The organism is Streptomyces sp. NPDC001668 (assembly GCF_042893155.1).
Lineage (GTDB): Bacteria > Actinomycetota > Actinomycetes > Streptomycetales > Streptomycetaceae > Streptomyces.
In genome coordinates this window covers 27,758-50,030 of the sequence record NZ_JBIAUQ010000012.1, presented here as the reverse complement: position 1 = coordinate 50,030, position 22,273 = coordinate 27,758, and the positions used below count along the sequence as shown (strand labels likewise).

General features: G+C 69.2%; 18 protein-coding genes and 4 tRNA genes. 12 read left to right on the top strand and 10 right to left on the bottom strand.

What is annotated here, in order from left to right; translation table 11 throughout:
• Window positions 1-86 precede the first annotated feature (86 nt).
• Window positions 87-404 carry an Lsr2 family protein gene (locus ACFYZ8_RS30650; RefSeq protein ID WP_359037537.1) on the bottom strand — a complete coding sequence of 106 codons (318 nt, stop codon included), beginning with the start codon at window positions 402-404 and terminating at the stop codon, window positions 87-89.
• Window positions 405-673: 269 nt separating this feature from the next.
• Between ACFYZ8_RS30650 and purS the strand changes: the two genes are divergently transcribed.
• From purS to purM, 7 genes are all read left to right on the top strand, one after another.
• On the top strand, window positions 674-937 hold the full coding sequence (purS, locus tag ACFYZ8_RS30645) for a phosphoribosylformylglycinamidine synthase subunit PurS (RefSeq protein WP_359037539.1): 264 nt from the start codon (window positions 674-676) through the stop codon (window positions 935-937).
• Complete coding sequence (gene purQ / locus ACFYZ8_RS30640) at window positions 934-1,614, top strand: phosphoribosylformylglycinamidine synthase subunit PurQ (protein ID WP_037722174.1); 681 nt, start codon at window positions 934-936, stop codon at window positions 1,612-1,614. The genes purS and purQ overlap by 4 nt, the downstream gene beginning before the upstream one ends.
• The gene (gene purL / locus ACFYZ8_RS30635) at window positions 1,611-3,869 is read left to right on the top strand and encodes a phosphoribosylformylglycinamidine synthase subunit PurL (protein ID WP_388542129.1); all 2,259 of its coding nucleotides are present in this window, start codon (window positions 1,611-1,613) and stop codon (window positions 3,867-3,869) included. The genes purQ and purL overlap by 4 nt, the downstream gene beginning before the upstream one ends.
• Window positions 3,870-3,956: 87 nt before the next feature.
• Window positions 3,957-4,751, top strand: a complete 795-nt coding sequence (locus tag ACFYZ8_RS30630; RefSeq protein ID WP_388542127.1) for a sterol carrier family protein — start codon at window positions 3,957-3,959, stop codon at window positions 4,749-4,751.
• A 58-nt stretch (window positions 4,752-4,809) separates the two neighbouring features.
• On the top strand, window positions 4,810-5,604 hold the full coding sequence (locus ACFYZ8_RS30625) for an META domain-containing protein (RefSeq protein WP_388542125.1): 795 nt from the start codon (window positions 4,810-4,812) through the stop codon (window positions 5,602-5,604).
• A 57-nt stretch (window positions 5,605-5,661) separates the two neighbouring features.
• Window positions 5,662-7,188 (top strand): amidophosphoribosyltransferase, encoded by a 1,527-nt coding sequence (purF, locus tag ACFYZ8_RS30620; protein WP_356110794.1) that lies wholly within the window; start codon window positions 5,662-5,664, stop codon window positions 7,186-7,188.
• Between the two features lie 45 nt (window positions 7,189-7,233).
• Window positions 7,234-8,301, top strand: coding sequence for a phosphoribosylformylglycinamidine cyclo-ligase (gene purM, locus ACFYZ8_RS30615; protein ID WP_388542123.1), 1,068 nt, complete (start codon window positions 7,234-7,236; stop codon window positions 8,299-8,301).
• Between the two features lie 67 nt (window positions 8,302-8,368).
• On the opposite strand, the gene ACFYZ8_RS30610 is transcribed toward purM, so the two are convergent.
• Window positions 8,369-8,623 (bottom strand): DUF3073 domain-containing protein, encoded by a 255-nt coding sequence (locus tag ACFYZ8_RS30610; RefSeq protein WP_359037550.1) that lies wholly within the window; start codon window positions 8,621-8,623, stop codon window positions 8,369-8,371.
• Between the two features lie 281 nt (window positions 8,624-8,904).
• On the bottom strand, window positions 8,905-10,005 hold the full coding sequence (locus tag ACFYZ8_RS30605; protein WP_388542121.1) for a Leu/Phe/Val dehydrogenase: 1,101 nt from the start codon (window positions 10,003-10,005) through the stop codon (window positions 8,905-8,907).
• Between the two features lie 222 nt (window positions 10,006-10,227).
• Between ACFYZ8_RS30605 and ACFYZ8_RS30600 the strand changes: the two genes are divergently transcribed.
• Entirely contained in the window at window positions 10,228-11,070 is an 843-nt protein-coding gene (locus ACFYZ8_RS30600; protein WP_388542119.1) for a hypothetical protein, read from the top strand.
• A gap of 515 nt (window positions 11,071-11,585) precedes the next feature.
• Window positions 11,586-11,792 carry a developmental transcriptional regulator BldC gene (gene bldC / locus ACFYZ8_RS30595; RefSeq protein WP_003949541.1) on the top strand — a complete coding sequence of 69 codons (207 nt, stop codon included), beginning with the start codon at window positions 11,586-11,588 and terminating at the stop codon, window positions 11,790-11,792.
• Between the two features lie 414 nt (window positions 11,793-12,206).
• On the opposite strand, the gene ACFYZ8_RS30590 is transcribed toward bldC, so the two are convergent.
• The 7 genes from ACFYZ8_RS30590 to ACFYZ8_RS30560 all read right to left on the bottom strand — a co-directional run bounded on the left by ACFYZ8_RS30590 (window position 12,207) and on the right by ACFYZ8_RS30560 (window position 19,080).
• Complete coding sequence (locus ACFYZ8_RS30590; protein WP_359037556.1) at window positions 12,207-12,401, bottom strand: DUF6274 family protein; 195 nt, start codon at window positions 12,399-12,401, stop codon at window positions 12,207-12,209.
• Between the two features lie 484 nt (window positions 12,402-12,885).
• Window positions 12,886-12,960: transfer RNA gene (locus ACFYZ8_RS30585), tRNA-Asp, on the bottom strand.
• A gap of 94 nt (window positions 12,961-13,054) precedes the next feature.
• Window positions 13,055-17,014: an ATP-dependent RNA helicase HrpA gene (hrpA, locus tag ACFYZ8_RS30580; RefSeq protein WP_388542117.1), complete on the bottom strand. Its 3,960-nt coding sequence runs from the start codon at window positions 17,012-17,014 to the stop codon at window positions 13,055-13,057.
• Window positions 17,015-17,120: 106 nt separating this feature from the next.
• Window positions 17,121-17,194 (bottom strand) — tRNA-Phe (locus tag ACFYZ8_RS30575).
• A gap of 24 nt (window positions 17,195-17,218) precedes the next feature.
• Window positions 17,219-17,293, bottom strand: a tRNA-Asp gene (locus tag ACFYZ8_RS30570).
• A 38-nt stretch (window positions 17,294-17,331) separates the two neighbouring features.
• Window positions 17,332-17,404 (bottom strand) — tRNA-Glu (locus tag ACFYZ8_RS30565).
• Between the two features lie 80 nt (window positions 17,405-17,484).
• Window positions 17,485-19,080 carry a metallophosphoesterase gene (locus ACFYZ8_RS30560; RefSeq protein WP_388542115.1) on the bottom strand — a complete coding sequence of 532 codons (1,596 nt, stop codon included), beginning with the start codon at window positions 19,078-19,080 and terminating at the stop codon, window positions 17,485-17,487.
• Window positions 19,081-19,165: 85 nt separating this feature from the next.
• Here ACFYZ8_RS30560 and ACFYZ8_RS30555 point away from each other — a divergent pair, with 85 nt between their 5' ends.
• The 3 genes from ACFYZ8_RS30555 to ACFYZ8_RS30545 all read left to right on the top strand — a co-directional run.
• Complete coding sequence (locus ACFYZ8_RS30555) at window positions 19,166-19,516, top strand: metallopeptidase family protein (RefSeq protein WP_009327618.1); 351 nt, start codon at window positions 19,166-19,168, stop codon at window positions 19,514-19,516.
• A gap of 90 nt (window positions 19,517-19,606) precedes the next feature.
• The gene (locus ACFYZ8_RS30550) at window positions 19,607-20,128 is read left to right on the top strand and encodes a hypothetical protein (protein WP_388542113.1); all 522 of its coding nucleotides are present in this window, start codon (window positions 19,607-19,609) and stop codon (window positions 20,126-20,128) included.
• Window positions 20,129-20,379: 251 nt separating this feature from the next.
• On the top strand, window positions 20,380-22,273 hold a 1,894-nt coding region (locus tag ACFYZ8_RS30545), incomplete at its 3' end, for a DEAD/DEAH box helicase (RefSeq protein WP_389050152.1).

Here is a 22,273-nt window from a genome sequence, read left to right as displayed (position 1 = left end):
GGCGTGCTCCAGACTCTAGCTGACCAGGTGGGGTGCAACGCAAGTCGGTTGCTCCGAGGGGCGGGTGACCCGGCATCGACAGGGGTCTACTGCGCCTCGGTGAACGCCTCGTAGACCTTCTTCGGGATCCGTCCGCGGGCGGGGACGTCCATCTTGTTGGCCTGGGCCCAGGCCCGGACCGCCGCCGGGTCGGGAGCGACCTCGGTCTGCCGGTACGCCTTGCCCGACCTGGACCGCTTGCGGCCGGCCTCCACGTAGGGCTCGAGCGCCTTACGCAGTTTCTCGGCATTGGCTTGATTCAGGTCGATCTCGTACGACTTGCCGTCGAGTCCGAAGGCGATCGTTTCCGCCGCTTCCGAGCCGTCGATGTCGTCAAAGAGAGTGACCACGACCTTCTGCGCCACGAATATCGGTCCCTTCGTACGGCACGTTGCCAATTCATTTGTACAGTGCCCGACAATGCATTGTGAAGCTCGACTAAATCCTTCCGCGTGTCCGAGCGCAATAGGTATCGGGTGTCGATCTGAGATCTTTCCCGGAAATTTTCGCGACCGGCCACGTCGGCGATGCTCCGTGATGGCCGTCACGTAGATTCCTACAACTCAACGCGCGTAGAAATTTTGTGCGGGTAGTCTGAAGGAACCTGCTCAGCACCACACCACCGGGAGTGCCAGTGGCACGCGTCGTAGTCGACGTCATGCTCAAGCCGGAGATCCTCGACCCCCAGGGCCAGGCGGTCCAGCGCGCACTGCCGCGACTGGGTTTCGACAGCATCTCCGACGTACGTCAGGGAAAGCGATTCGAACTGGAAGTTGACGGACCGGTCGACGAGGCCGCGCTCGCCCGCATCCACGATCTTGCGGAATCCTTCCTCGCCAACACCGTGATCGAGGACTTCACCGTCAAGGTGGAGGAAGTCGCGGAGGCCGCGAAGTGACCGCTCGTATTGGCGTCGTCACTTTCCCCGGCAGCCTCGACGACCGGGACACCCAGCGTGCGATCCGTCTCGCGGGTGCCGAACCGGTCGCCCTCTGGCACAAGGACAAGGACCTCCACCAGGTCGACGCGGTCGTCCTCCCCGGTGGGTTCTCCTACGGCGACTATCTGCGGGCCGGCGCCATCTCCCGCTTCTCGCCGGTGATGGAGACGGTCATCGAGCAGGCCAGGGCGGGACTCCCGGTCCTCGGGATCTGCAACGGCTTCCAGATCCTCACCGAGGCCCACCTGCTCCCGGGCGGGATGCTCGGCAACGACCACCTCCACTTCATCTGCCGCGACCAGAAGCTGCGGGTGGAGAACGCGGACACCGCCTGGACCGTCGACTACACGTCCGGCCAGGAGATCCACATCCCGCTGAAGAACATGGACGGCCGGTACGTCGCCGACGAGTACACCCTCGACAAGCTGGAGGCCGAGGGGCGGGTCGTCTTCCGCTACCTCGACTTCAACCCCAACGGCTCCCTCCGTGACATCGCCGGCATCACCAACGAGGCCGGGAACGTCGTGGGCCTCATGCCGCACCCGGAGCACGCCACCGAGCCGCTGATCGGTACGGGCCGTACCGACGGGCTGCCGTTCTTCACGTCGATCCTCAAGAAGCTGGTCAACGCATGAGCCGGACGCCTCTGGACACGGTCGAGCACGCGGCCGCGACCCCCGACGTCGAGCTGCCCTGGGCCGAGCTGGGCCTGAAGAAGGACGAGTACGAGAGGGTCGTCGAGATCCTCGGGCGCCGGCCCACCGGTGCCGAGCTCGCCATGTACTCGGTCATGTGGTCCGAGCACTGCTCGTACAAGTCGTCGAAGGTGCACCTGCGCCAGTTCGGCGAGAAGGCCCCGCAGAGCGATGCCCTTCTCGTCGGCATCGGCGAGAACGCGGGTGTGGTGGACGTCGGCCAGGGTTACGCCGTGACCTTCAAGGTCGAGTCGCACAACCACCCCTCGTACGTCGAGCCCTACCAGGGCGCGGCCACCGGGGTCGGCGGCATCGTGCGCGACATCATCGCGATGGGCGCGCGCCCGGTCGCCGTGGTCGACCCGCTGCGCTTCGGCGCGGCCGACCACCCCGACACCAAGCGGGTGCTCCCCGGTGTCGTCGCCGGCATCGGCGGCTACGGCAACTGCCTCGGGCTCCCCAACATCGGCGGCGAGGTCGTCTTCGACGCCTGCTACCAGGGCAACCCGCTGGTCAACGCCGGTGCCATCGGTGTGATGCGGCACGAGGACATCCACCTTGCGAAGGCGTCCGGCGCGGGCAACAAGGTCATCCTGTACGGGGCCCGCACGGGCGGCGACGGCATCGGCGGCGCGTCGATCCTGGCGAGCGAGACCTTCGACGACGCCAAGCCGTCGAAGCGTCCGGCCGTCCAGGTCGGTGACCCCTTCCAGGAGAAGCTCCTCATCGAGTGCACCCTGGAGGCCTTCAAGGAGAAGCTGGTCGTCGGCATCCAGGATCTCGGCGCGGCCGGTCTGTCCTGTGCCACCTCCGAGCTCGCCTCCAACGGCTCCGGCGGCATGCGCGTCACCCTGGACGACGTACCGCTGCGCGACTCGACGCTCTCGCCCGAGGAAATCCTCATGAGCGAGTCGCAGGAACGCATGTGCGCGGTCGTGGAGCCGGAGAAGGTCGACCGGTTCCTGGAGATCTGCGACAAGTGGGACGTCATCGCCACCGTCATCGGTGAGGTCACCGACGGCGACCGCCTGGAGATCTACTGGCACGGCGGCAAGATCGTCGACGTCGACCCGCGCACGGTCGCCCACGACGGCCCGGTCTACGAGCGCCCGTACGCCCGCCCGTCCTGGCAGGACGAGCTCCAGGCGGACGACGCGAACAAGCTGCCGCGGCCTTCGTCGAGCGAGGAGCTGAAGGACCAGGTCCTGAAGCTGGTGTCCTCTCCCAACCAGGCCTCGAAGAAGTGGATCACCTCGCAGTACGACCACTTCGTGCAGGGCAACACGGTGCTGGCCCAGCCGGAGGACTCCGGCATGATCCGCATCGACGAGGAGACCGGCCTCGGTGTCGCCATCGCGACCGACGGCAACGGCCGTTACGCGAAGCTGGACCCCTATGCGGGCGCGCAGTTGGCGCTCTCGGAGGCCTACCGGAACGTGGCGACGACCGGTGCCAAGCCGCTCGCCGTCTCCGACTGCCTGAACTTCGGCTCGCCCGAGGACCCGGCCGTCATGTGGCAGTTCGCCGAGGCCATCCGCGGACTGGCCGACGCCTGCCAGCAGTTGGGCACCCCGGTCACCGGCGGCAACGTCTCCCTCTACAACCAGACGGGCGAGGTGGCCATCCACCCGACCCCCGTCGTCGCGGTCCTGGGCGTCATCGACGACGTCGCCCGCCGCACCCCGGTCGCCTTCCAGGAGGAGGGCCAGCTGCTCTACCTCCTCGGCGACACCCGCGAGGAGTTCGGCGGCTCGGCCTGGTCCCAGGTGATCCACGACCACCTCGGCGGTCTGCCGCCCAAGGTCGACCTGGAGCGTGAGCGCCTGCTCGCCGAGATCCTGATCTCCGCCAGCCGCGACGGCATGATCGACTCCGCGCACGACCTCTCCGACGGCGGCCTGATCCAGGCAGTCGTGGAGTCGGCGCTGCTCGGGGGCAAGGGCGCCCGTCTGATCGTCCCGGACGGTCTGGACGCCTTCACGCTGCTGTTCTCGGAGTCGGCCGGCCGCGCGGTCGTGGCCGTCCCCCGCTCCGAGGAGGTCCGCTTCAACGACATGTGCGGCGCACGGGGCCTGCCCGTCACCCGCATCGGCGTCGTCGACGGCGACACGATCGAGCTCCAGGGCGAGTTCGAACTCTCCCTGGAGGAGCTGCGCACGGCGCACGAGGAGACGATCCCGGCCCTGCTCAAGTAGCCGGCGGCCGTACGACTCCGAAGGCCCCGCCCGTCGTCGTGACGGACGGGGCCTTCGCCGTGGGGTGACCGGACTAGGCTCACCGCCATGCCCCCGGCCAGGAAGCGCACCCGCACCTACGACTCCGTCAAGATCCGCAAGGCCGTGCAGGCCCAGTTCGGACACGTACGAGAGGCCGTACGCACACTGTCTCCCGAGCAGTTGGAGCTCCCCACGCGGCTGGGGGAGTGGACCGTGCGGGACCTCGCCGCACACCTCACCATGGCCGTCGAGACGGTCAGCCGGAACCTCGCCCGGGACGAGCCGCCCGCGCCGCGGCTCTCCCTCCTCGACTGGCCCTTCGCCACCGCCGCCCGGGCCGGTGACATCGCCGACGGCACCCGGGAGCTGGCCACCGCCCACCCGGACCTCGACGCCTTGTACGCCCGGACCGAGGAGCGGTTCCTCGAAGCGCTGACCGCCCCCGACTCCCGCGTCCTCGCCGCCCGCACCGGTGCCATGACCCTGTCCGACTACCTGGTCACCCGGACCGTCGAACTCGTCGTCCACACCGACGACCTGAGCGCCGCCGTGCCCGGCCTGGACATCCCCTACGACCGCCAGGCCCTCGCCGCCTGCACCCGTCTCCTCGCCGACGCCCTCGCCGCCAAGGCACCCGGCGGTTCGACCGAGGTGCGGATCCCGCCGTACGCCGTGGTGCAGTGCGTCGAGGGGCCGAAGCACACCCGCGGCACCCCGCCGAACGTCGTCGAGACCGACCCGCTGACCTGGATCCGCCTCGCCACCGGCCGGCTGACCTGGAAGGACGCGCTCGACGCGGCCAAGGTCAGCGCGAGCGGGGAGCGGGCGGACCTGGGCGGGCTGCTTCCGCTGATGAGCTGATGAGCTGATCGGCTCATGACGGGCTGAACCCTTCTCCCGCCTCATGCGTCAAAGAGCCATGAAGCGGACGACATACGCCAAGTACGCGGCCGCGGCCCTGGCCGGGACCACCGTCCTGACCGCCTGCGGCACCGAGTCGGTGGGCAGCCCCGCCGAGGACGTCTCGACCATCGCCGACACCTCCTGGGTGCCGCGGAAGGTCACCGTCGACGGCAAGGACTACACCCTGCCCACGAAGGGCGCCCTCAAGAGGGCCCACATCGACTTCCATCCCGGTGCCGCCGAACCCGAGATGGACGGCGGGGACTCCGGTGGCTCCGTGGGGTGCAACAGCATCGGAGCCGACGTGGCCATCCGGGGCGACACCGTGAAGGTCACCGACCTCGTCAGGACACTGATGGGCTGCCCAGGGGCCGTAGGGGAGTTCGAGGAGAAGTTCGTCGACGTCTTCGACAACGACCTGAAGGCCGGGCTCGACGGGCCCGCGGGTGCCAGGACCCTCACCCTGACCAGCCCGCGGCGCGACACCATCACCCTGCGCGAGGAGAAGCCGCCCGCCCTGAAGGGCACCCGCTGGCACCTCGGCGAGAACGCCTACCTCACCCTCACCAAGAACAACACCATCACCGGCAGCCTCGGCTGCAACACCTTCCACGGCAAGGCGACGGTGAAGGACGGCACCATCGAGTTCGGGCGCCTCGCGACCACACGCATGATGTGTTCGGGACCGGTGATGAAGACCGAGCGCGAGCTCGCCGGAATCCTCACCGGCAAGGTCTCCTACCAGCAGGAACACGATTCCCTGAAGATCACCAAGGCTCCCGGGAGGAGCGTTACGGCCCGAGCGGAGTAAGAAAGCCCACTCTCCGCGAATTCGGACCGGTGGTCGATCTCGCCTACACTCGGAACCGTGCCACGTGGTGACGGACGACTCAACCACGACCTGCTCCCCGGTGAGAAGGGCCCCCAGGACGCTTGTGGCGTCTTCGGTGTCTGGGCTCCGGGCGAAGAGGTCGCCAAGCTCTCCTACTTCGGGCTCTACGCCCTCCAGCATCGGGGCCAGGAATCCGCGGGTATCGCGGTCAGCAACGGCTCCCAGATCCTCGTCTTCAAGGACATGGGCCTCGTGTCCCAGGTCTTCGACGAGACCTCTCTCGGTTCGCTCCAGGGTCACATCGCGGTCGGTCACGCCCGCTACTCGACCACCGGCGCCTCCGTCTGGGAGAACGCCCAGCCGACGTTCCGTGCCACCGCGCACGGTTCCATCGCGCTCGGCCACAACGGCAACCTGGTCAACACGGCGCAGCTCGCCGAGATGGTCGCCGACCTGCCCAAGCAGGAGGGCCGCAGCCCCCGGGTGGCCGCGACCAACGACACCGACCTGCTCACCGCGCTCCTCGCGGCCCAGGTCGACGAGGACGGCAAGCCGCTGACCATAGAGGAGGCCGCTCCCGTGGTCCTCCCCCAGGTCCAGGGCGCCTTCTCGCTGGTCTTCATGAACGAGCACACCCTCTTCGCCGCCCGCGACCCGCAGGGCATCCGCCCGCTGGTCCTCGGGCGTCTGGAGCGCGGCTGGGTCGTCGCCTCCGAGTCCGCCGCCCTCGACATCTGCGGCGCCAGCTACGTCCGCGAGATCGAGCCGGGCGAGTTCGTCGCCATCGACGAGAACGGCCTGCGCACCTCCCGATTCGCGGAAGCGAAGCCCAAGGGCTGTGTCTTCGAGTACGTCTATCTGGCGCGCCCCGACACCGACATCGCCGGCCGGAACGTCTACCTCTCCCGCGTGGAGATGGGCCGCAAGCTCGCGAAGGAAGCCCCCGTCGAGGCGGACCTGGTCATAGCGACCCCGGAGTCCGGCACCCCGGCGGCCATCGGCTACGCCGAGGCGTCCGGCATCCCCTTCGGTGCCGGTCTGGTGAAGAACGCCTACGTAGGCCGTACGTTCATCCAGCCCTCGCAGACCATTCGCCAGCTCGGCATCCGCCTGAAGCTGAACCCGCTCAAGGAAGTCATCAAGGGCAAGCGCCTGGTCGTCGTCGACGACTCGATCGTGCGCGGCAACACCCAGCGCGCCCTGGTCCGCATGCTCCGCGAGGCGGGCGCCGCCGAGGTCCACATCCGGATCTCCTCGCCGCCGGTCAAGTGGCCCTGCTTCTTCGGCATCGACTTCGCCACCCGCGCCGAGCTCATCGCCAACGGCATGACGATCGACGAGATCGGCACCAGCCTGGGCGCGGACTCCCTCGCCTACATCTCCATCGACGGCATGATCGAGGCGACCACCATCGCCAAGCCGAACCTCTGCCGCGCCTGCTTCGACGGCGAGTACCCGATGGAGCTCCCGGACCCCGAGCTGCTCGGCAAGCAGCTCCTGGAGACCGAGCTGGCCGCGGGGCCCGCCGCCACGGCCGCCGCCGACGCGATCCGTCGCCCGTAGGCAGCCCGTCCCACCTGCAGTACGACACGAAGGTTCTCACTAGCCATGTCTGAGACAACTGGTGCCAGCTACGCAGCCGCGGGCGTCGACATCGAGGCGGGCGACCGCGCCGTAGAGCTGATGAAGGAGTGGGTGAAGAAGACGCAGCGCCCCGAGGTCCTCGGCGGCCTCGGCGGTTTCGCCGGCCTCTTCGACGCCTCCGCCCTCAAGCGCTACGAGCGTCCCCTGCTGGCCTCCGCCACCGACGGCGTCGGCACCAAGGTCGACATCGCACGCCAGCTGGGCGTCTACGACACCATCGGCCACGACCTGGTCGCGATGGTCATGGACGACATCGTGGTGTGCGGTGCCGAGCCGCTGTTCATGACCGACTACATCTGCGTCGGCAAGGTCCACCCCGAGCGCGTCGCCGCGATCGTCAAGGGCATCGCCGAGGGCTGTGTGCTCGCCGGCTGCGCCCTGGTGGGCGGCGAGACGGCCGAGCACCCCGGTCTGCTCGGCCCGGACGACTTCGACGTCGCCGGCGCCGGTACGGGCGTCGTGGAGGCCGACCGGCTGCTCGGCGCGGACCGCATCCGCAAGGGTGACGCCGTCATCGCCATGGCGGCCTCGGGTCTTCACTCGAACGGGTACTCGCTGGTGCGGCATGTGCTCCTGAACGAGGCGGGCCTCGCCCTGGACGCCCGGATCGACGAGCTCGGCCGCACTCTCGGCGAGGAGCTCCTGGAGCCCACCAAGATCTACTCGCTGGACTGCCTGGCCCTGATCAACACCACCGAGGTGCACGCCTTCTCGCATGTCACCGGCGGCGGCCTGGCGGCCAACCTGGCCCGGGTCATCCCCGACGGCCTGCACGCGATCGTCGACCGCACCACCTGGACCCCGGACCCGATCTTCGACCTCGTCGGCAGGACCGGTCAGGTCGAGCGCCTGGAGCTGGAGAAGACGCTGAACATGGGCGTCGGCATGATCGCGATCGTCCCCGGGGAGTCGGTGGACGTCGCCCTGGCCACCCTGGCCGACCGCGGGGTCGAGTCCTGGGTCGCGGGCGAGATCACCGACCGCGGCGACAAGGAGACCGGCGCCGAGCTGGTGGGCGACTACAGCGCCTGACAGGCAGCGCAAAACCCGGTCCGGTGGTGTGGACCACTACCGGACCGGGTTGAGCACAGCTGGAGCGTCAAGCGCCGCGGCGGTGTTGGGACGACGGGCCGGACTCTTCGTCCTCGTCCTCGTCGTCGTTGTAGAGATCCGCGTACTGGGCGTACGGGTCGTCTTCCTCGTCGTCGTCCTCGAACGGCTCGCCATTCGGCGGCTGGCTCGAAGTCGAAGCGCCCAGCTCATTGGCCAGACGCGACAGATCAGTCCCGCCGCTGCTGTACTTCAGCTGGCGGGCGACCTTCGTCTGCTTGGCCTTTGCCCGGCCGCGCCCCATGGCTCGACCCCCTCGGATACGGGGCTCGGTGGCCCCAGAGTCTTGACACGCGTTCATGATCTGGAACGGGCTCTCCGCGGAGAGACCGGTCCGTAGGGCTTCCACGGTACCTGAGCCCACGCCCATACGGTACGTCGCCCGCACCACGGGCCCGGCCACAGGACCCTCGGGGAGCCCCGTCCCCGCTGGTCAACCGCGATTTTAACCACTTCTGAGCGGCCGACCCGCCGACGAACGTGAGAGTTCTCTCCAAGAGTGCGCCGACGGGTACCGCTCACACGTCAGTACGCCCGTTTCCCGGCCGCCTCGTGCATCCGCTGCTCGGCGATCCGGTCGGCCGCCGCGGCCGGCGGAATCCCGTCGTCCTTCGCACGTGCGAATATGGCGAGCGTGGTGTCGTAGATCTTCGCCGCCTTCGCCTTGCACCGCTCGAAGTCGAATCCGTGCAGTTCGTCGGCGACCTGGATGACCCCGCCGGCGTTCACCACGTAGTCCGGCGCGTAGAGGATCCCGCGGTCGGCGAGGTCCTTCTCGACGCCGGGGTGCGCGAGCTGGTTGTTGGCGGCGCCGCAGACGATCCGCGCGGTCAGTACGGGCACGGAGCCGTCGTTGAGCGCCCCGCCGAGCGCGCAGGGGGCGTAGATGTCCAGGCCCTCGACCCGGATCAGCGCCTCGGTGTCGGCCACCACGCCGACGGAGGGGTGCTTGTCGGCGATCCGCCGCACGGCTTCCTGCCGTACGTCCGTGATCACGACCTGGGCGCCCTCCTCCAGGAGGTGTTCGACCAGGTGGTGCCCGACCTTGCCGACACCGGCGACGCCGACCGTACGGTCACGCAGCGACGGGTCGCCCCACAGGTGCGCGGCGCTGGCCCGCATGCCCTGGTAGACGCCGAAGGCGGTGAGGACGGAGGAGTCGCCTGCGCCGCCGTTCTCGGGGGAGCGGCCGGTCGTCCAGCGGCACTCACGTGCGACGACGTCCATGTCGGCGACGTAGGTGCCGACGTCGCAGGCGGTGACGTAGCGCCCGCCGAGTGAGGCCACGAAACGGCCGTACGCGAGGAGCAGTTCCTCGCTCTTGTCGCGCTCCGGGTCGCCGATGATCACGGCCTTGCCGCCGCCGTGGTCGAGCCCGGCCATGGCGTTCTTGTACGACATCCCGCGCGCGAGGTTCAGCGCGTCGGCGACGGCCTCCTGCTCGCTCGCGTACGGGTAGAAGCGGGTCCCGCCGAGGGCGGGGCCGAGCGCGGTGGAGTGGAGGGCGATGACGGCCTTGAGGCCGCTCTTGCGGTCCTGGCAGAGCACGACCTGCTCATGACCGCCCTGGTCCGAGTGGAACAGGGTGTGCAGCACGTCGGCGGCGGCGCCGGTTACGTCGGTCACTGTGGTGACTCCTGGGTCCATTGCGGCGATGGGACACAGGCGCCCGTAAGGGTGGCGGGGCCTGTGAGCACGAGATTAGGGCCTGTCGGGGCCCTGGACCGTGCAGTGCTCAGGATCACCTTCTCCCGGCGTACGGACGTGCGACGATTTGCATAGTTTTCCCGCACGTTTGTGTGCGGGTTTCGCAGGTTTTCCCGGCAGGCGGCGGGGGAGAGAGCAGGCGTGCCCAAGGTGTCCTCGGTGATCGTCCCGTACGCGACCTATCTGCGCGTGTACGAACCGCTGGCCGCCTTCCCCGAGCCCGAGCGCAGCCACTGGGCGCGCTACGCCCGCCGCCCGGACCGTCCCTCGTACCAGGACGAGCTGCGCCGCTCCCTGGCCGATCTGCTGCCCACCCCGCCCGTCCCGGTGCCGGTGCACGAGAGCAGCGACGCGTTCGTGCTCGACGTGGACGGCGTGGTGTGCGTGTGCCCGTGGCGCACCCGGCTGCGCGGCTGGCTGGCCCTGGAGGAGCTCGGCGAGGAGCTGCCGGGCCCGGTGCTGGACGCGGTGCTGCCGGAGGTCGTACGGCGCCAGACCGCGCAGGACTACGAGCGCTGGCTCGCCCGCAACCCGGACGCCCGGCCCTGGATCCGCACCGCGACCTGGCAGGTGCCGCTGAACTGGTTCGTGCTCGTCTCCGACGAGGAGCGGCGCTTCGACAAGGGCTCCGGCGAGATCCCGCCGATGCTGCGCTACCGCACGCCCATGGTGCAGGCCCGGCGGCGCGTGGCGCGGGCTCTGCGGGCCCTGAAGGACGCCGTCGACGAAGGGCCGCTCATCGACGGCCTGATCGATGTGGGGCGCTGGCTGGAGGAGTTCCACCCGCGCTCGCTGGTCGAGCTGGACTACGGCGGTCTGGTGCATGTGCTGCCGCCGGGCGAGCTGGAGGACGACCACTCGGCGGCGGATGTGGCCGAGGGCATCGAGGCGCTCAGGCACGGTGACGGGGCCGCGGCCGGCGAGGCCTACGGGCGGCTCGTGGAGCGCTGGCGGACCGTCAGGGACCGTCGTTCGGCGAACTGAATGTGCCCCATGTCACGAACAGGCGTTTGACCTGACGCCCGTTTTGGGGTTTCGTCCTCGCTCAAGGTGTTCAACTTCCCCTGAAGTCTCACCGACAAGGGACGTAGGTCCCGATCCGGGCGTACACCTCACGGAGTGTCAAGCGTGACGGACCGCACGTACCCGGCTCTTGCATCTCTTGCCCCTCCTCATGCCAAAATAGGACAAGGGGCCCGGGGGAGGTTCCGCTTTGGGGGGTCTGGTGACTCCTGATCGCTGGCGTGACTGATCGTCACAGTGGCGTGACTGTCCGCTATGGCATGGTCCATCGGCTTCCGTCGCCGATGAACACCTGGGGGGCAATTCCATCGGTTTGGCCGACGCGGCTGGACAGATGGTGTAGTTGTAGTGCCGAGGACAAGCCGTTCGTCCTATAACCGACTCGACCCGCATCCGCCATTTCGGGCAACGCGGGTCAAGGTGCAGAATTTAGAGGAAAGAACCGAGAAGGTTCGGTTCTCCCGAGGAGGCCGCTCATGACCGCTCGCACCCCTGATGCCGAGCCGCTGCTGACCCCGGCTGAGGTCGCCACGATGTTCCGCGTGGACCCGAAGACGGTCACGCGGTGGGCGAAGGCCGGCAAGCTCACGTCCATCCGTACGCTCGGCGGGCACCGCCGTTACCGCGAGGCTGAGGTCCGCGCTCTGCTCGCGGGCATCCCGCAGCAGCGCAGCGAGGCCTGAACAACTGAATAACCGGACAAACCGGCCTGCCCCCCAGCTGGCCGCGGCGTCCGAACACTAGCTCCAAGCGACGCGGGTCCTGCCCCAACAGGGCCCATTCTCAACCTCGTCGTCGATCGCGCTGGACTCCGCCGAGTCCAGCGCGATCTTTTTTGTGCGCGGACTGTGGGTGGCGGGCGGCTCTGTGAGCGGCCTTGTCGGAGTCTGGGGAGGGGTGTCGGATCTCCTGTGGGGCGGCCCTGGGGCACGTGCGAGCGGGAGCGCGGTCGGCAGTGCGGGCAGGAGTGCAATTGCACATATTAAATTGACCTATTGTAGGGGAGGGGTAAGTTCCACGGTTTCAAAAACTCATGCGGTGACTCCCGTCACATGCCAGAGTCCTTGTTGCCGTCGAGCCCGGTGCGCTAAAGGGCGTTACGCCGGGGAGGGGCTCTCGTCCTCGACGGCCTCCTCCGGGGCCGTGACGGGGATTGCCGGTGCGGAGTCCATCGCCAGCCGCAACAGGCGGTGGCAGATCGGGCAGTGGCGGGTCAGATGCCGATACGACGACGCGGCCGACAGGTGCGCGCGGAGCAGCGCCCGCGTCTCGTGCCTGACCGTTGCCGCCATACGCCACCTCCGGGCTCCGCTGGGAACGGGGGCCTGGTTTCTGGGTACCGGGGTCTGGGGGCGCCGTCAAGATGGCGTGGCCGCTGTCGAGCCCTTGTTCGGCGCTCCAGTGGTCGTCCTGGGGGCTGCCGCCCCCAGCCCCCCGCTTCGGCCCTGAAGGGGCCTCGTCCTCAAACGCCGGACGGGCTGGAATGCCTGGACCGGCGTCCACACGCGAAGGAGGCCCGCGCCTCGTTGCCGGGTTGCGGGCCTGGCTTTCTGTTGCGGGCCTGACGGGTTTTGCTGTGTCTGGTTGCGGCTCCGCCGCGGGCGCGGCTTCTGGGGACGAAGAAGGCCCGCGTCCCGTTGCCGGGTTGCGGGCCTCGCTTCTGCTGCGGTCCTGACGGGATTTGCTGTGTCTGATTGCGGCTCCGCCGCGGGCGCGGCCTGTGGGGACGAAGAAGGCCCGCGCCCCGTTGCCGGGATGCGGGCCTCGCTTCTACTGCGGTCCTGACGGGATTTGAACCCGCGGCCTCCACCTTGACAGGGTGGCGAGCACTCCAAACTGCTCCACAGGACCAGGTTTCGCGGCGCTTACTGCTGCGTTGCGCTGCGAGAAGGACTGTACAGGAGCAGGGAGGTCCTGGTCGAACTCACCCTCCGTGTGGGCGTCGTCACGGAGCCAGCGTGTCGATCGCCTTCACGATCCGCTTGTCGGAGATCGGGTACGCGGTGCCGAGCGCGTGGGCGAAATAGCTGACCCGCAGCTCCTCGATCATCCAGCGGACGTCCAGGACCTGCTGGGGCACGGGCCGGCCCTGGGGGAGCTGTTCCAGGAGCCAGGCGTACTCGTCCTGCATCTCGTGGACCTTCTCCATGCGGGTCGTGTCCCGCTGGACGTTCGTCGCCATCTGTTGGAGCCGGCGGTCGGCGGCGACCAGGTAGCGCATCAGGTCGGGCAGCCGGCGCAGGCCCGTCTCCGTCACGAAGCCCGGCTTCACGAGCCCGTCCAACTGCTTGCGCACGTCCGCCAGGTTCGCCAGCAGCGCCGGGCTCCGTACGGCCTTCAGGCGCCGCTCACAGGCCTGCCAGGCGGCGAGCACCTGCTGCACCTGTCCGACCGTACGGACCGTCGTGTCGACGATCTCCGCGCGCACCTTGTCGTACAGCTTGCGATACGACTCGTCGTCCCACGCCGGCCCCCCGAAGTCCCCGATCAGCTTGTCCGCGGCCGCCGTCGCGCAGTCCTCGAACAGGGCCTGGATCGAGCCGTGCGGGTTCGCCGACAGGGCCAGCTTCTGGGGGTTGGTCAGCTTCTCGGACGCGAACTTCGCCGGGCTCACCGGGATGTTGCGCACGATCAGCCGCCGGGTGCCCTTCCACATCGCCTCGGCCTGCTCGGCCTCCGTGTCGAAGAGGCGGACGGAGACCGTGTCGCCGTCGTCGACCAGGGCCGGGTAGGCCTTCACCGGCTGACCGGCCCGACGGGTCTCGAAGACGCGCGTGAGCGTGCCGATCGTCCAGTCGGTCAGGCCCTTGCGCTCCAGGGATTCGCCGCCCTGACGCTCCGCCGTCGCCGCAGCGGCCTGTGAGAGGGCCTGGCGTGCCTTCGGCCTCAGCTTCAGGCGCAGGGACTCCAGGTCCTTGTCCTCGGCCAGTTTGCGGCGCCGTTCGTCGACGATCCGGAAGGTGATCCGCAGGTGGTCCGGGATCCGCGACTGGTCGAAGTCGTCGGCCTCGAAGGGAACTCCGACCATGCGTTTCAGCTCGCGGGCCATCGTGACCGTCAACGGTTCCTGGAGAGGTACCGCCGTGTCCAGGAAGCGTCTCGCGAAGTTCGGTGCCGGGACGTAGTTGCGGCGGATCGGCTTGGGGAGGGAACGGATCAGCTCCGTCACCAACTCCTCCCTCAGACCCGGGATCTGCCAGTCGAAGCCCTCGTCCTTCACCTGGTTCAGGACCTGGAGCGGGATGTGGACCGTCACACCGTCCGCGTCCGCGCCCGGCTCGAACTGGTACGTCACCCGGAACTTCAGCGGCCCCTGCCGCCACGAGTCCGGATAGTCGTCCTTGGTGACCGCCTCCGCCGACTCCCGGATGAGCATCTCCCGCTCGAAGTCCAGGAATTCGGGCTCCTCGTGCCGCTTCCGCTTCCACCAGGAGTCGAAGTGGGCGCCGGAGACGACGTGTTCGGGCACTCGCTGGTCGTAGAAGTCGAAGAGGGTGTCGTCGTCGACCACGATGTCCCGCCGCCGGGCGCGGTGTTCGAGCTCCTCGACCTCGCTCAACAGCTTGCGGTTGTCGGCGAAGAACTTGTGGTGGGTGCGCCAGTCGCCCTCGACCAGGGCGTTGCGGATGAAGAGCTCGCGGCTCGACTCCGGGTCGATACGGCCGTAGTTCACCTTCCGCTGGGCGACGATCGGCACGCCGTACAGCGTGACCTTCTCGTACGCCATCACCGCGGCCTGGTCCTTCTCCCAGTGCGGTTCGGAGTACGTCCGCTTCAGCAGGTGTTCCGCGAGGGGTTCGACCCACTCGGGCTCGATCTTGGCGTTGACCCGGGCCCAGAGGCGCGAGGTCTCCACCAGCTCCGCCGACATCACGAACCGCGGCTGCTTCTTGAAGAGCGCGGAGCCAGGGAAGATCGCGAACTTGGCGCCGCGGGCGCCCAGGTACTCGTTCTTGTTGCCGTCCTTCACGTCCTTCATCCCGATGTGGGAGAGGAGGCCGGCGAGGAGGGAGACGTGGACGGACTGGTCGGCGGCGTCCTCCTCGTTGAGGTGGATGCCCATCTGCTTGGCGACCGTGCGCAGCTGGGTGTAGATGTCCTGCCATTCGCGGATGCGCAGGAAGTTCAGGTACTCCTGCTTGCACATCCGGCGGAAGGACGACGAGCCACGCTCCTTCTGCTGCTCGCGGACGTACCGCCACAGGTTCAGGTACGCGAGGAAGTCGCTGGTCTCGTCCTTGAAGCGGGCGTGCTGCTGGTCGGCCTGGGTCTGCTTGTCGGCCGGGCGCTCGCGGGGGTCCTGGATGGACAGCGCGGCGGCTATGACCATGACCTCGCGGACACAGCCGTTCTTGTCGGCCTCCAGGACCATGCGCGCGAGGCGCGGGTCGACGGGCAGCTGGGCGAGCTTGCGGCCGGTGTCGGTCAGCCGCTTGCGTACGTCCTTCTGCGCCGGGTCCAATGCGCCCAGTTCCTGGAGGAGTTGGACGCCGTCGCGGATGTTGCGGTGGTCCGGCGGGTCGATGAAGGGGAACTTCTCGATGTCGCCGAGGCCGGCCGCGGTCATCTGGAGGATGACGGAGGCGAGGTTCGTCCGCAGGATCTCGGCGTCCGTGAACTCCGGGCGGGCGTTGAAGTCCTCTTCGCTGTACAGGCGGATGCAGATGCCGTCCGAGGTACGGCCGCAGCGGCCCTTGCGCTGGTTGGCGCTGGCCTGCGAGACCGGCTCGATGGGCAGCCGCTGCACCTTGGTGCGGTGGCTGTAGCGGGAGATGCGGGCGAAGCCGGGGTCGATGACGTACTTGATGCCCGGGACGGTGAGGGAGGTCTCGGCGACGTTGGTCGCCAGAACGATCCTGCGCCCGGTGTGCGGCTGGAACACGCGGTGCTGCTCGGCGTGCGAGAGCCGGGCGTAGAGGGGGAGGACCTCGGTGAAGCGGTAGTTCTTCTTCACCAGGGCGTCGGCGGTGTCGCGGATCTCCCGCTCGCCGGAGAGGAAGACGAGGATGTCGCCCTTGCCCTCGCCCTGGAGCTCCTCGACCGCGTCGCAGATCGCGGTGATCTGGTCGCGGTCGGAGTCGTCCGAGTCCTCTTCCAGGAGCGGCCGGTAGCGGACCTCCACGGGATACGTACGGCCGCTGACCTCGACGATCGGGGCGTCTCCGAAGTGCCGGGAGAACCGCTCGGGGTCGATGGTCGCCGAGGTGATGACGACCTTGAGGTCGGGGCGCTTCGGCAGCAGCTGGGCCAGGTACCCGAGCAGGAAGTCGATGTTGAGGGACCGCTCGTGGGCCTCGTCGATGATGATCGTGTCGTAGGCGCGCAGCTCGCGGTCGGTCTGGATCTCGGCGAGCAGGATGCCGTCCGTCATCAGCTTGACGAAGGTGGCCTCCGGGTTCACCTGGTCGGTGAAGCGCACCTTCCAGCCGACGGCCTCGCCCAGCGGGGTGTCCAGCTCCTCGGCGACCCGCTCGGCGACCGTGCGGGCGGCGATCCGGCGGGGCTGGGTGTGCCCGATCATGCCCTTGACACCCCGGCCGAGCTCCAGGCAGATCTTGGGGATCTGGGTGGTCTTGCCGGAGCCGGTCTCGCCGGCCACGATCACGACCTGGTGGTCGCGGATGGCGGCCGCGATGTCGCCCTTCTTCTGGCTGACCGGCAGCTGCTCGGGATACGACACGGCGGGCACCCGCGCGCGCCGGGCGCCCACGCGCTCCTCGCCCTTGCCGACCTCCGCCTCGATCTCGGCCAGCACGGCGGCCCGCGCCTCCGGTTTGCGGATCTTGCGCGCGCCTTCGAGCCTGCGCCCGAGCCGGTGCGCGTCACGCAGGGACAGCTCGGTCAGGCGGGCGGCGAGGTCCCCGAAGGAGGGAGAGCCGGGGGCGGGGGCAGGGTGCGTAGACATACGCGATCCAGGATCTCATCCCCGGGAAATTACTGGCGAACGGTTTTGTCCGGCGTCGCGCGGCACATACAACAAGACCCCGATCCGGAGATCGGGGTCTGTGCTGTGGCTGGGGCCGGGGTCGAACCGGCGACCTACCGCTTTTCAGGCGGTCGCTCGTACCAACTGAGCTACCCAGCCGCGAGGCTTCCGGGGAAACCTCAGCGGTCCTGACGGGATTTGAACCCGCGGCCTCCACCTTGACAGGGTGGCGAGCACTCCAAACTGCTCCACAGGACCAAGCGTTGTGCACGAACAGTGTCGCACACGGTGTTGCGTGCCCCCAACGGGATTCGAACCCGTGCTACCGCCTTGAAAGGGCGGCGTCCTAGGCCGCTAGACGATGAGGGCTATCGGCCCGCCTGGGCGCTTCTCAGCGCGTCGGGGACGTGAGAAGCATATGGGATGCCGGGAGGTATCGCCAAAACGGTTTAAGGGCTGCCCGAGGAGGAGCCGGACGGCGAGGGCGTGGGGGAGCCGGTCGGGGACGGTGTCGCTCCTGGCTGGTTGTCCTCCGGGAGGTGGCGGCTGACCTCCGCCGTCGTGAGGCCGAGGCCGCCGAGCTTGATCTCGTCCCAGGCCTGGAGACGGCGGGTGTCGCGGTCCAGGTAGAGGATCGAGGCCTCGATGGGGTCGGGGTACTTGCCCTCCACGGCCCGCAGTCCGCTGCCGCCCGTGGAGCCCTCGACGCGCAGCCGGGTGCCCTTGTCCATGACCTCCATCTCCTGGTGGTGGAGGTGCCCGGACAGGATCATCGGGACCTCGCCGTCGACCCGGCGGGCCGCCGAGGGTTCGTGGGCGATCGCGAGGTCGACCGGCGTGCCCGCGGCCCGCTGTGCGCGCAGGGCCGCGGCAAGGCGGTCGCCCGCCGCCTCCTGGGACTCGTCGGCGCCCGGGTTCGTGGAGCGGTCGGGGGTGAACTGGGGGTCGCCCATGCCGGCGAACCGCAGTCCGGCGATCGTCTGCGCCCGGCCGTTGTCGAGGACGTGGACGCCCTTCAGCCCCTCCATGTAGCGCTGGGTGGTCAGCGAGTCGTGGTTGCCGCGGACCCAGACGTACGGCGCCCCGAGGTCCGGGATCGGGTCGAGGAAGCCGTTCTCCGCCGCCGTGCCGTGGTCCATGGTGTCGCCGGAGTCGACGATCACATCGACCTTGTACTGCTCCACCAGCGAGGCGATGATCTTCCAGCTCGCCGGGTTGAGATGGATGTCGGAGACGTGCAGGACCCGGATCGTGGTGGGGTCCGGCTGGTAGGCGGGGAGCGTGGACGTGACGTCGTAGAGCTTCGTCACGTTCGTCACCAGGCGGGCCAGCTCCTTCTGGTAGACGTCGAACTCGGTGACGATGCTGCGCGCGTTGCCGACCAGGGAGGGCGCGGAGGAGAGCAGCCCCGAGAACTTCGGCTCCAGGACGGATTCCGGGTTCCAGGTGGCGTACGCCGTGCCGCCGGAGGCCGCCAGGAGCGTGAGGGCGAGGCCGCCGGCCGCGAGGGCGCGGCGGGGGCGGCGGTAGACCGCGAGGCCGAGTGCGGTGGCGCCCGCCACCACGGCGACGCAGGAGCGCAGGGCGAGGTCGAGGGTGCCGTGCTCGACGTCCTTGGCGACCTCGTCCTGGAGGCCGGAGAGCCGCTCGGGGTGGTCGACGAGGGCCTGGGAGCGTTCCGGGTCGAGCTGGTCGACGTTGACGTCGAGGCGGACCGGGGCCTGGTGGCTGTCGAGCTGGAGCGCGCCGAGCGGGGAGATGTTGATCTTCGTGCCGCCGGTCAGGGACGGGCGCAGGGTCATCGTCGTGTTCATGGGGCCGACCGGGACCCGGACGTTGCCGACGATCAGCAGTCCGAGCCAGGTGCCCATCAGGACGACGGCGACGAGACCGAGGGCGCGGGCCCAGGGGTGCGGCTGGTGGACGAGCTCGACGGACGGGTGGGAGCGGCGCCTGCCGTAGTGGCGGGCGAGGGCTCGCGGGGGCCTTCGTAGCGTGTTCAGGATGCTCCGGACGTTCAGGACTGCGGCGGGGACGCGGGCCATTGGTCCCGTATGCCCAAGTCCGCTCGTGGATATGCGGGCGTGCTCATGACTCTCGTACGACGGTGTCGTACCGGAGAATGGGCGTGTGCTGGAGATGACGCGCGAGGAGTTCGAGGAACTGGTCGCCGAGGCGCTGGACCGGATTCCGCCGGAGTTGACGCGGCTGATGGACAACGTCGCGGTGTTCGTCGAGGACGAACCACCGGCGGACGATCCCGAGTTGCTCGGGCTGTACGAGGGCACCCCGCTGACCGACCGGGGCGAGTGGTACGCCGGGGTGCTGCCGGACCGCATCACGATCTACCGGGGACCGACGCTCAGGATGTGCGAGTCGCGCGAGGACGTCGTCGCGGAGACCGAGGTCACGGTGGTGCACGAGATCGCCCATCACTTCGGGATCGACGACGCCCGGCTGCACGCGCTCGGGTACGGGTGAGTGGGTTTCGAACGGGGCGCGTGTCCTCTTGTGGGCGGCGGGAGTTGGGCAGGTTGACTCTTTGACGACCGCCCTCGGAGGTGGCTGCTCGTGCGCCCCTTGTACGTACCCGTCCGTCTGGCCGCCACGGTCATGGCCGTCGCCGCCGCAGCGGGCTGCATGAGCGTGGGCGGGGACGACGGAGGCGGCGGCGCGAAGCCGTCGCACTCCGCCGGAGAGCGGGGCGGAAAGGCGCCGGACGGGGGACCGGCGGGCTCGGGTGGTTCCGTGGGGCTCGGCGGGACGGGCTCGGACGGCAAACACGGCAAGCACGGCAAGGGGAAGCCCGGGGAGGAGTCCGCCTCCCCGTCCGCGTCCGCCTCGGCGGGAGCCGCCGCGTCGGCCTCGGCGGGCGCGAAGCCGGGGCACTCGGTGAAACCGGTGCCCTCGCCGACGAGGACCGACCCGGCGCCCACGCGTTCGCCCGATCCCGAGCCGCCGCTGCCCAGTGAGCCGCCCGCGTCGCCCACGCCCTCGCCGCCGCCCGCCGAGCCCTCCTCGTCGGCGCAGCCGGAGACCGGGACGCAGCTCAGCCAGCGCGAACCCGCACCCACGGCCGGTTCGCCGGTGTGACAGCGAAAGGCCCGGAGACGGCGAAAGGCCCGGAGTGACCTCCGATACATACGCGGGCATCGGTTTGCCTTCGGGGGTGACGGGTGCGTATGGTTATAGATCGTTTGATCATTTGCCCGGCGCCAAGACAGAAGAGCGCCGTGTGGCGCGTTCTCTCCCTTGCCGTGGCTGACCGCATAGAGGCGGTCGTATTGCGAATCACGGAGTTGACGGGCGCGTGCCGACGAGACTCCGGAAGGTTTCGCATACGCATGTCCATTTCCAGTACTGATCACGTCGTCGTGCCCGAGAACGAGGGCACCGAAAACGTCGTGGAAGCTCCCGAGGTCACCTTCGCGGACCTCGGTCTCCCCGAGGCCGTCGTGCGCAAGCTCGCGCAGAACGGCGTGACCACCCCCTTCCCGATCCAGGCCGCGACCATCCCGGACGCCCTGGCCGGCAAGGACATCCTCGGCCGTGGCCGCACCGGCTCCGGCAAGACCCTCTCCTTCGGTCTGCCGACCATGGCCCGCCTGTCCGGCGGCCGCACCGAGAAGCACCGGCCGCGCGCCGTCATCCTCACCCCGACCCGTGAGCTCGCGATGCAGGTCGCGGACGCGCTGCAGCCCTACGGCGACCAGCTCGGCCTGAAGATGAAGGTCGTCTGCGGCGGTACGTCCATGAGCAACCAGATCTACGCCCTGGAGCGCGGCGTCGACATCCTCGTCGCCACCCCGGGACGGCTGCGCGACCTCATCAACCGCGGCGCCTGCTCCCTCCAGGACATCGAGGTCGCCGTCATCGACGAGGCCGACCAGATGTCCGACCTGGGCTTCCTGCCCGAGGTCACCGAGCTGCTCGACCAGGTCCCGGCCGGCGGCCAGCGGATGCTGTTCTCGGCCACCATGGAGAACGAGATCTCCACGCTGGTCAAGCGCTACCTGAGCAACCCCGTGACGCACGAGGTCGACAGCGCCCAGGGCAACGTGACGACCATGTCGCACCACATCCTGATCGTGAAGCCCAAGGACAAGGCGCCGGTCACCGCGGCCATCGCCTCCCGCAAGGGCCGCACCATCATCTTCGTCCGCACCCAGCTGGGCGCCGACCGCATCGCCGAGCAGCTGCGCGAGGCCGGTGTGAAGGCCGACGCGCTGCACGGCGGTATGACCCAGGGCGCGCGGACCCGCACGCTGGCCGACTTCAAGGACGGTTACGTCAACGCGCTCGTCGCGACCGACGTCGCCGCCCGCGGCATCCACGTCGACGGCATCGACCTCGTCCTGAACGTGGACCCGGCCGGTGACCACAAGGACTACCTGCACCGCGCGGGCCGTACCGCTCGCGCCGGCCGCACCGGCACGGTCGTGTCCCTGTCGCTGCCGCACCAGCGCCGCCAGATCTTCCGGCTGATGGAGGACGCGGGCGTCGACGCCGGGCGTCACATCATCAACTCCGGTACGGCCTTCGAGCCCGAGGTCGCCGAGATCACCGGCGCCCGTTCGATGACCGAGGTCCAGTCCGAGTCCGCGGCCAACGCGGCTCAGCAGGCCGAGCGCGAGGTCGCCCAGCTCACCAAGGAGCTGGAGCGGGCGCAGCGCCGCGCGACCGAGCTGCGCGAGGAGGCCGACCGCCTGGTCGCCCGTGCCGCCCGCGAGCGCGGTGAGGACCCGGAGGCCGCGGTCGCCGAGGCGCAGGCCGTGGTGGCGGAGGCGGCCGAGGCCCTGTCCGTGCCCGAGCAGCCGGTCGCGCAGGACGAGCGTCGGGACGACCGTGGCGGTCGTTCGTACGAGCGTCGTGACAACGACCGTGGTGGCTTCCGTCGGGACAACGACCGTCGGGACGACCGTGGTGGCCGTTCCTTCGAGCGTCGTGACAACGACCGTGGTGGCTTCCGTCGGGACAACGACCGCCGTGACGACCGTGGTGGCCGTTCCTTCGAGCGCCGTGACGACCGTCCCTCGGGCGGTTTCAACCGTGACCGTCGTGACGAGCGTCCCTCGGGCGGCTTCCGCCGCGACGACCGCCCCACCGGTGGCTTCAACCGCGACCGCCGTGACGACCGTGGCGGCCGTTCCTTCGAGCGCCGTGACGACCGTCCCTCGGGCGGTTTCAACCGTGACCGTCGTGACGAGCGTCCCTCGGGCGGCTTCCGCCGCGACGACC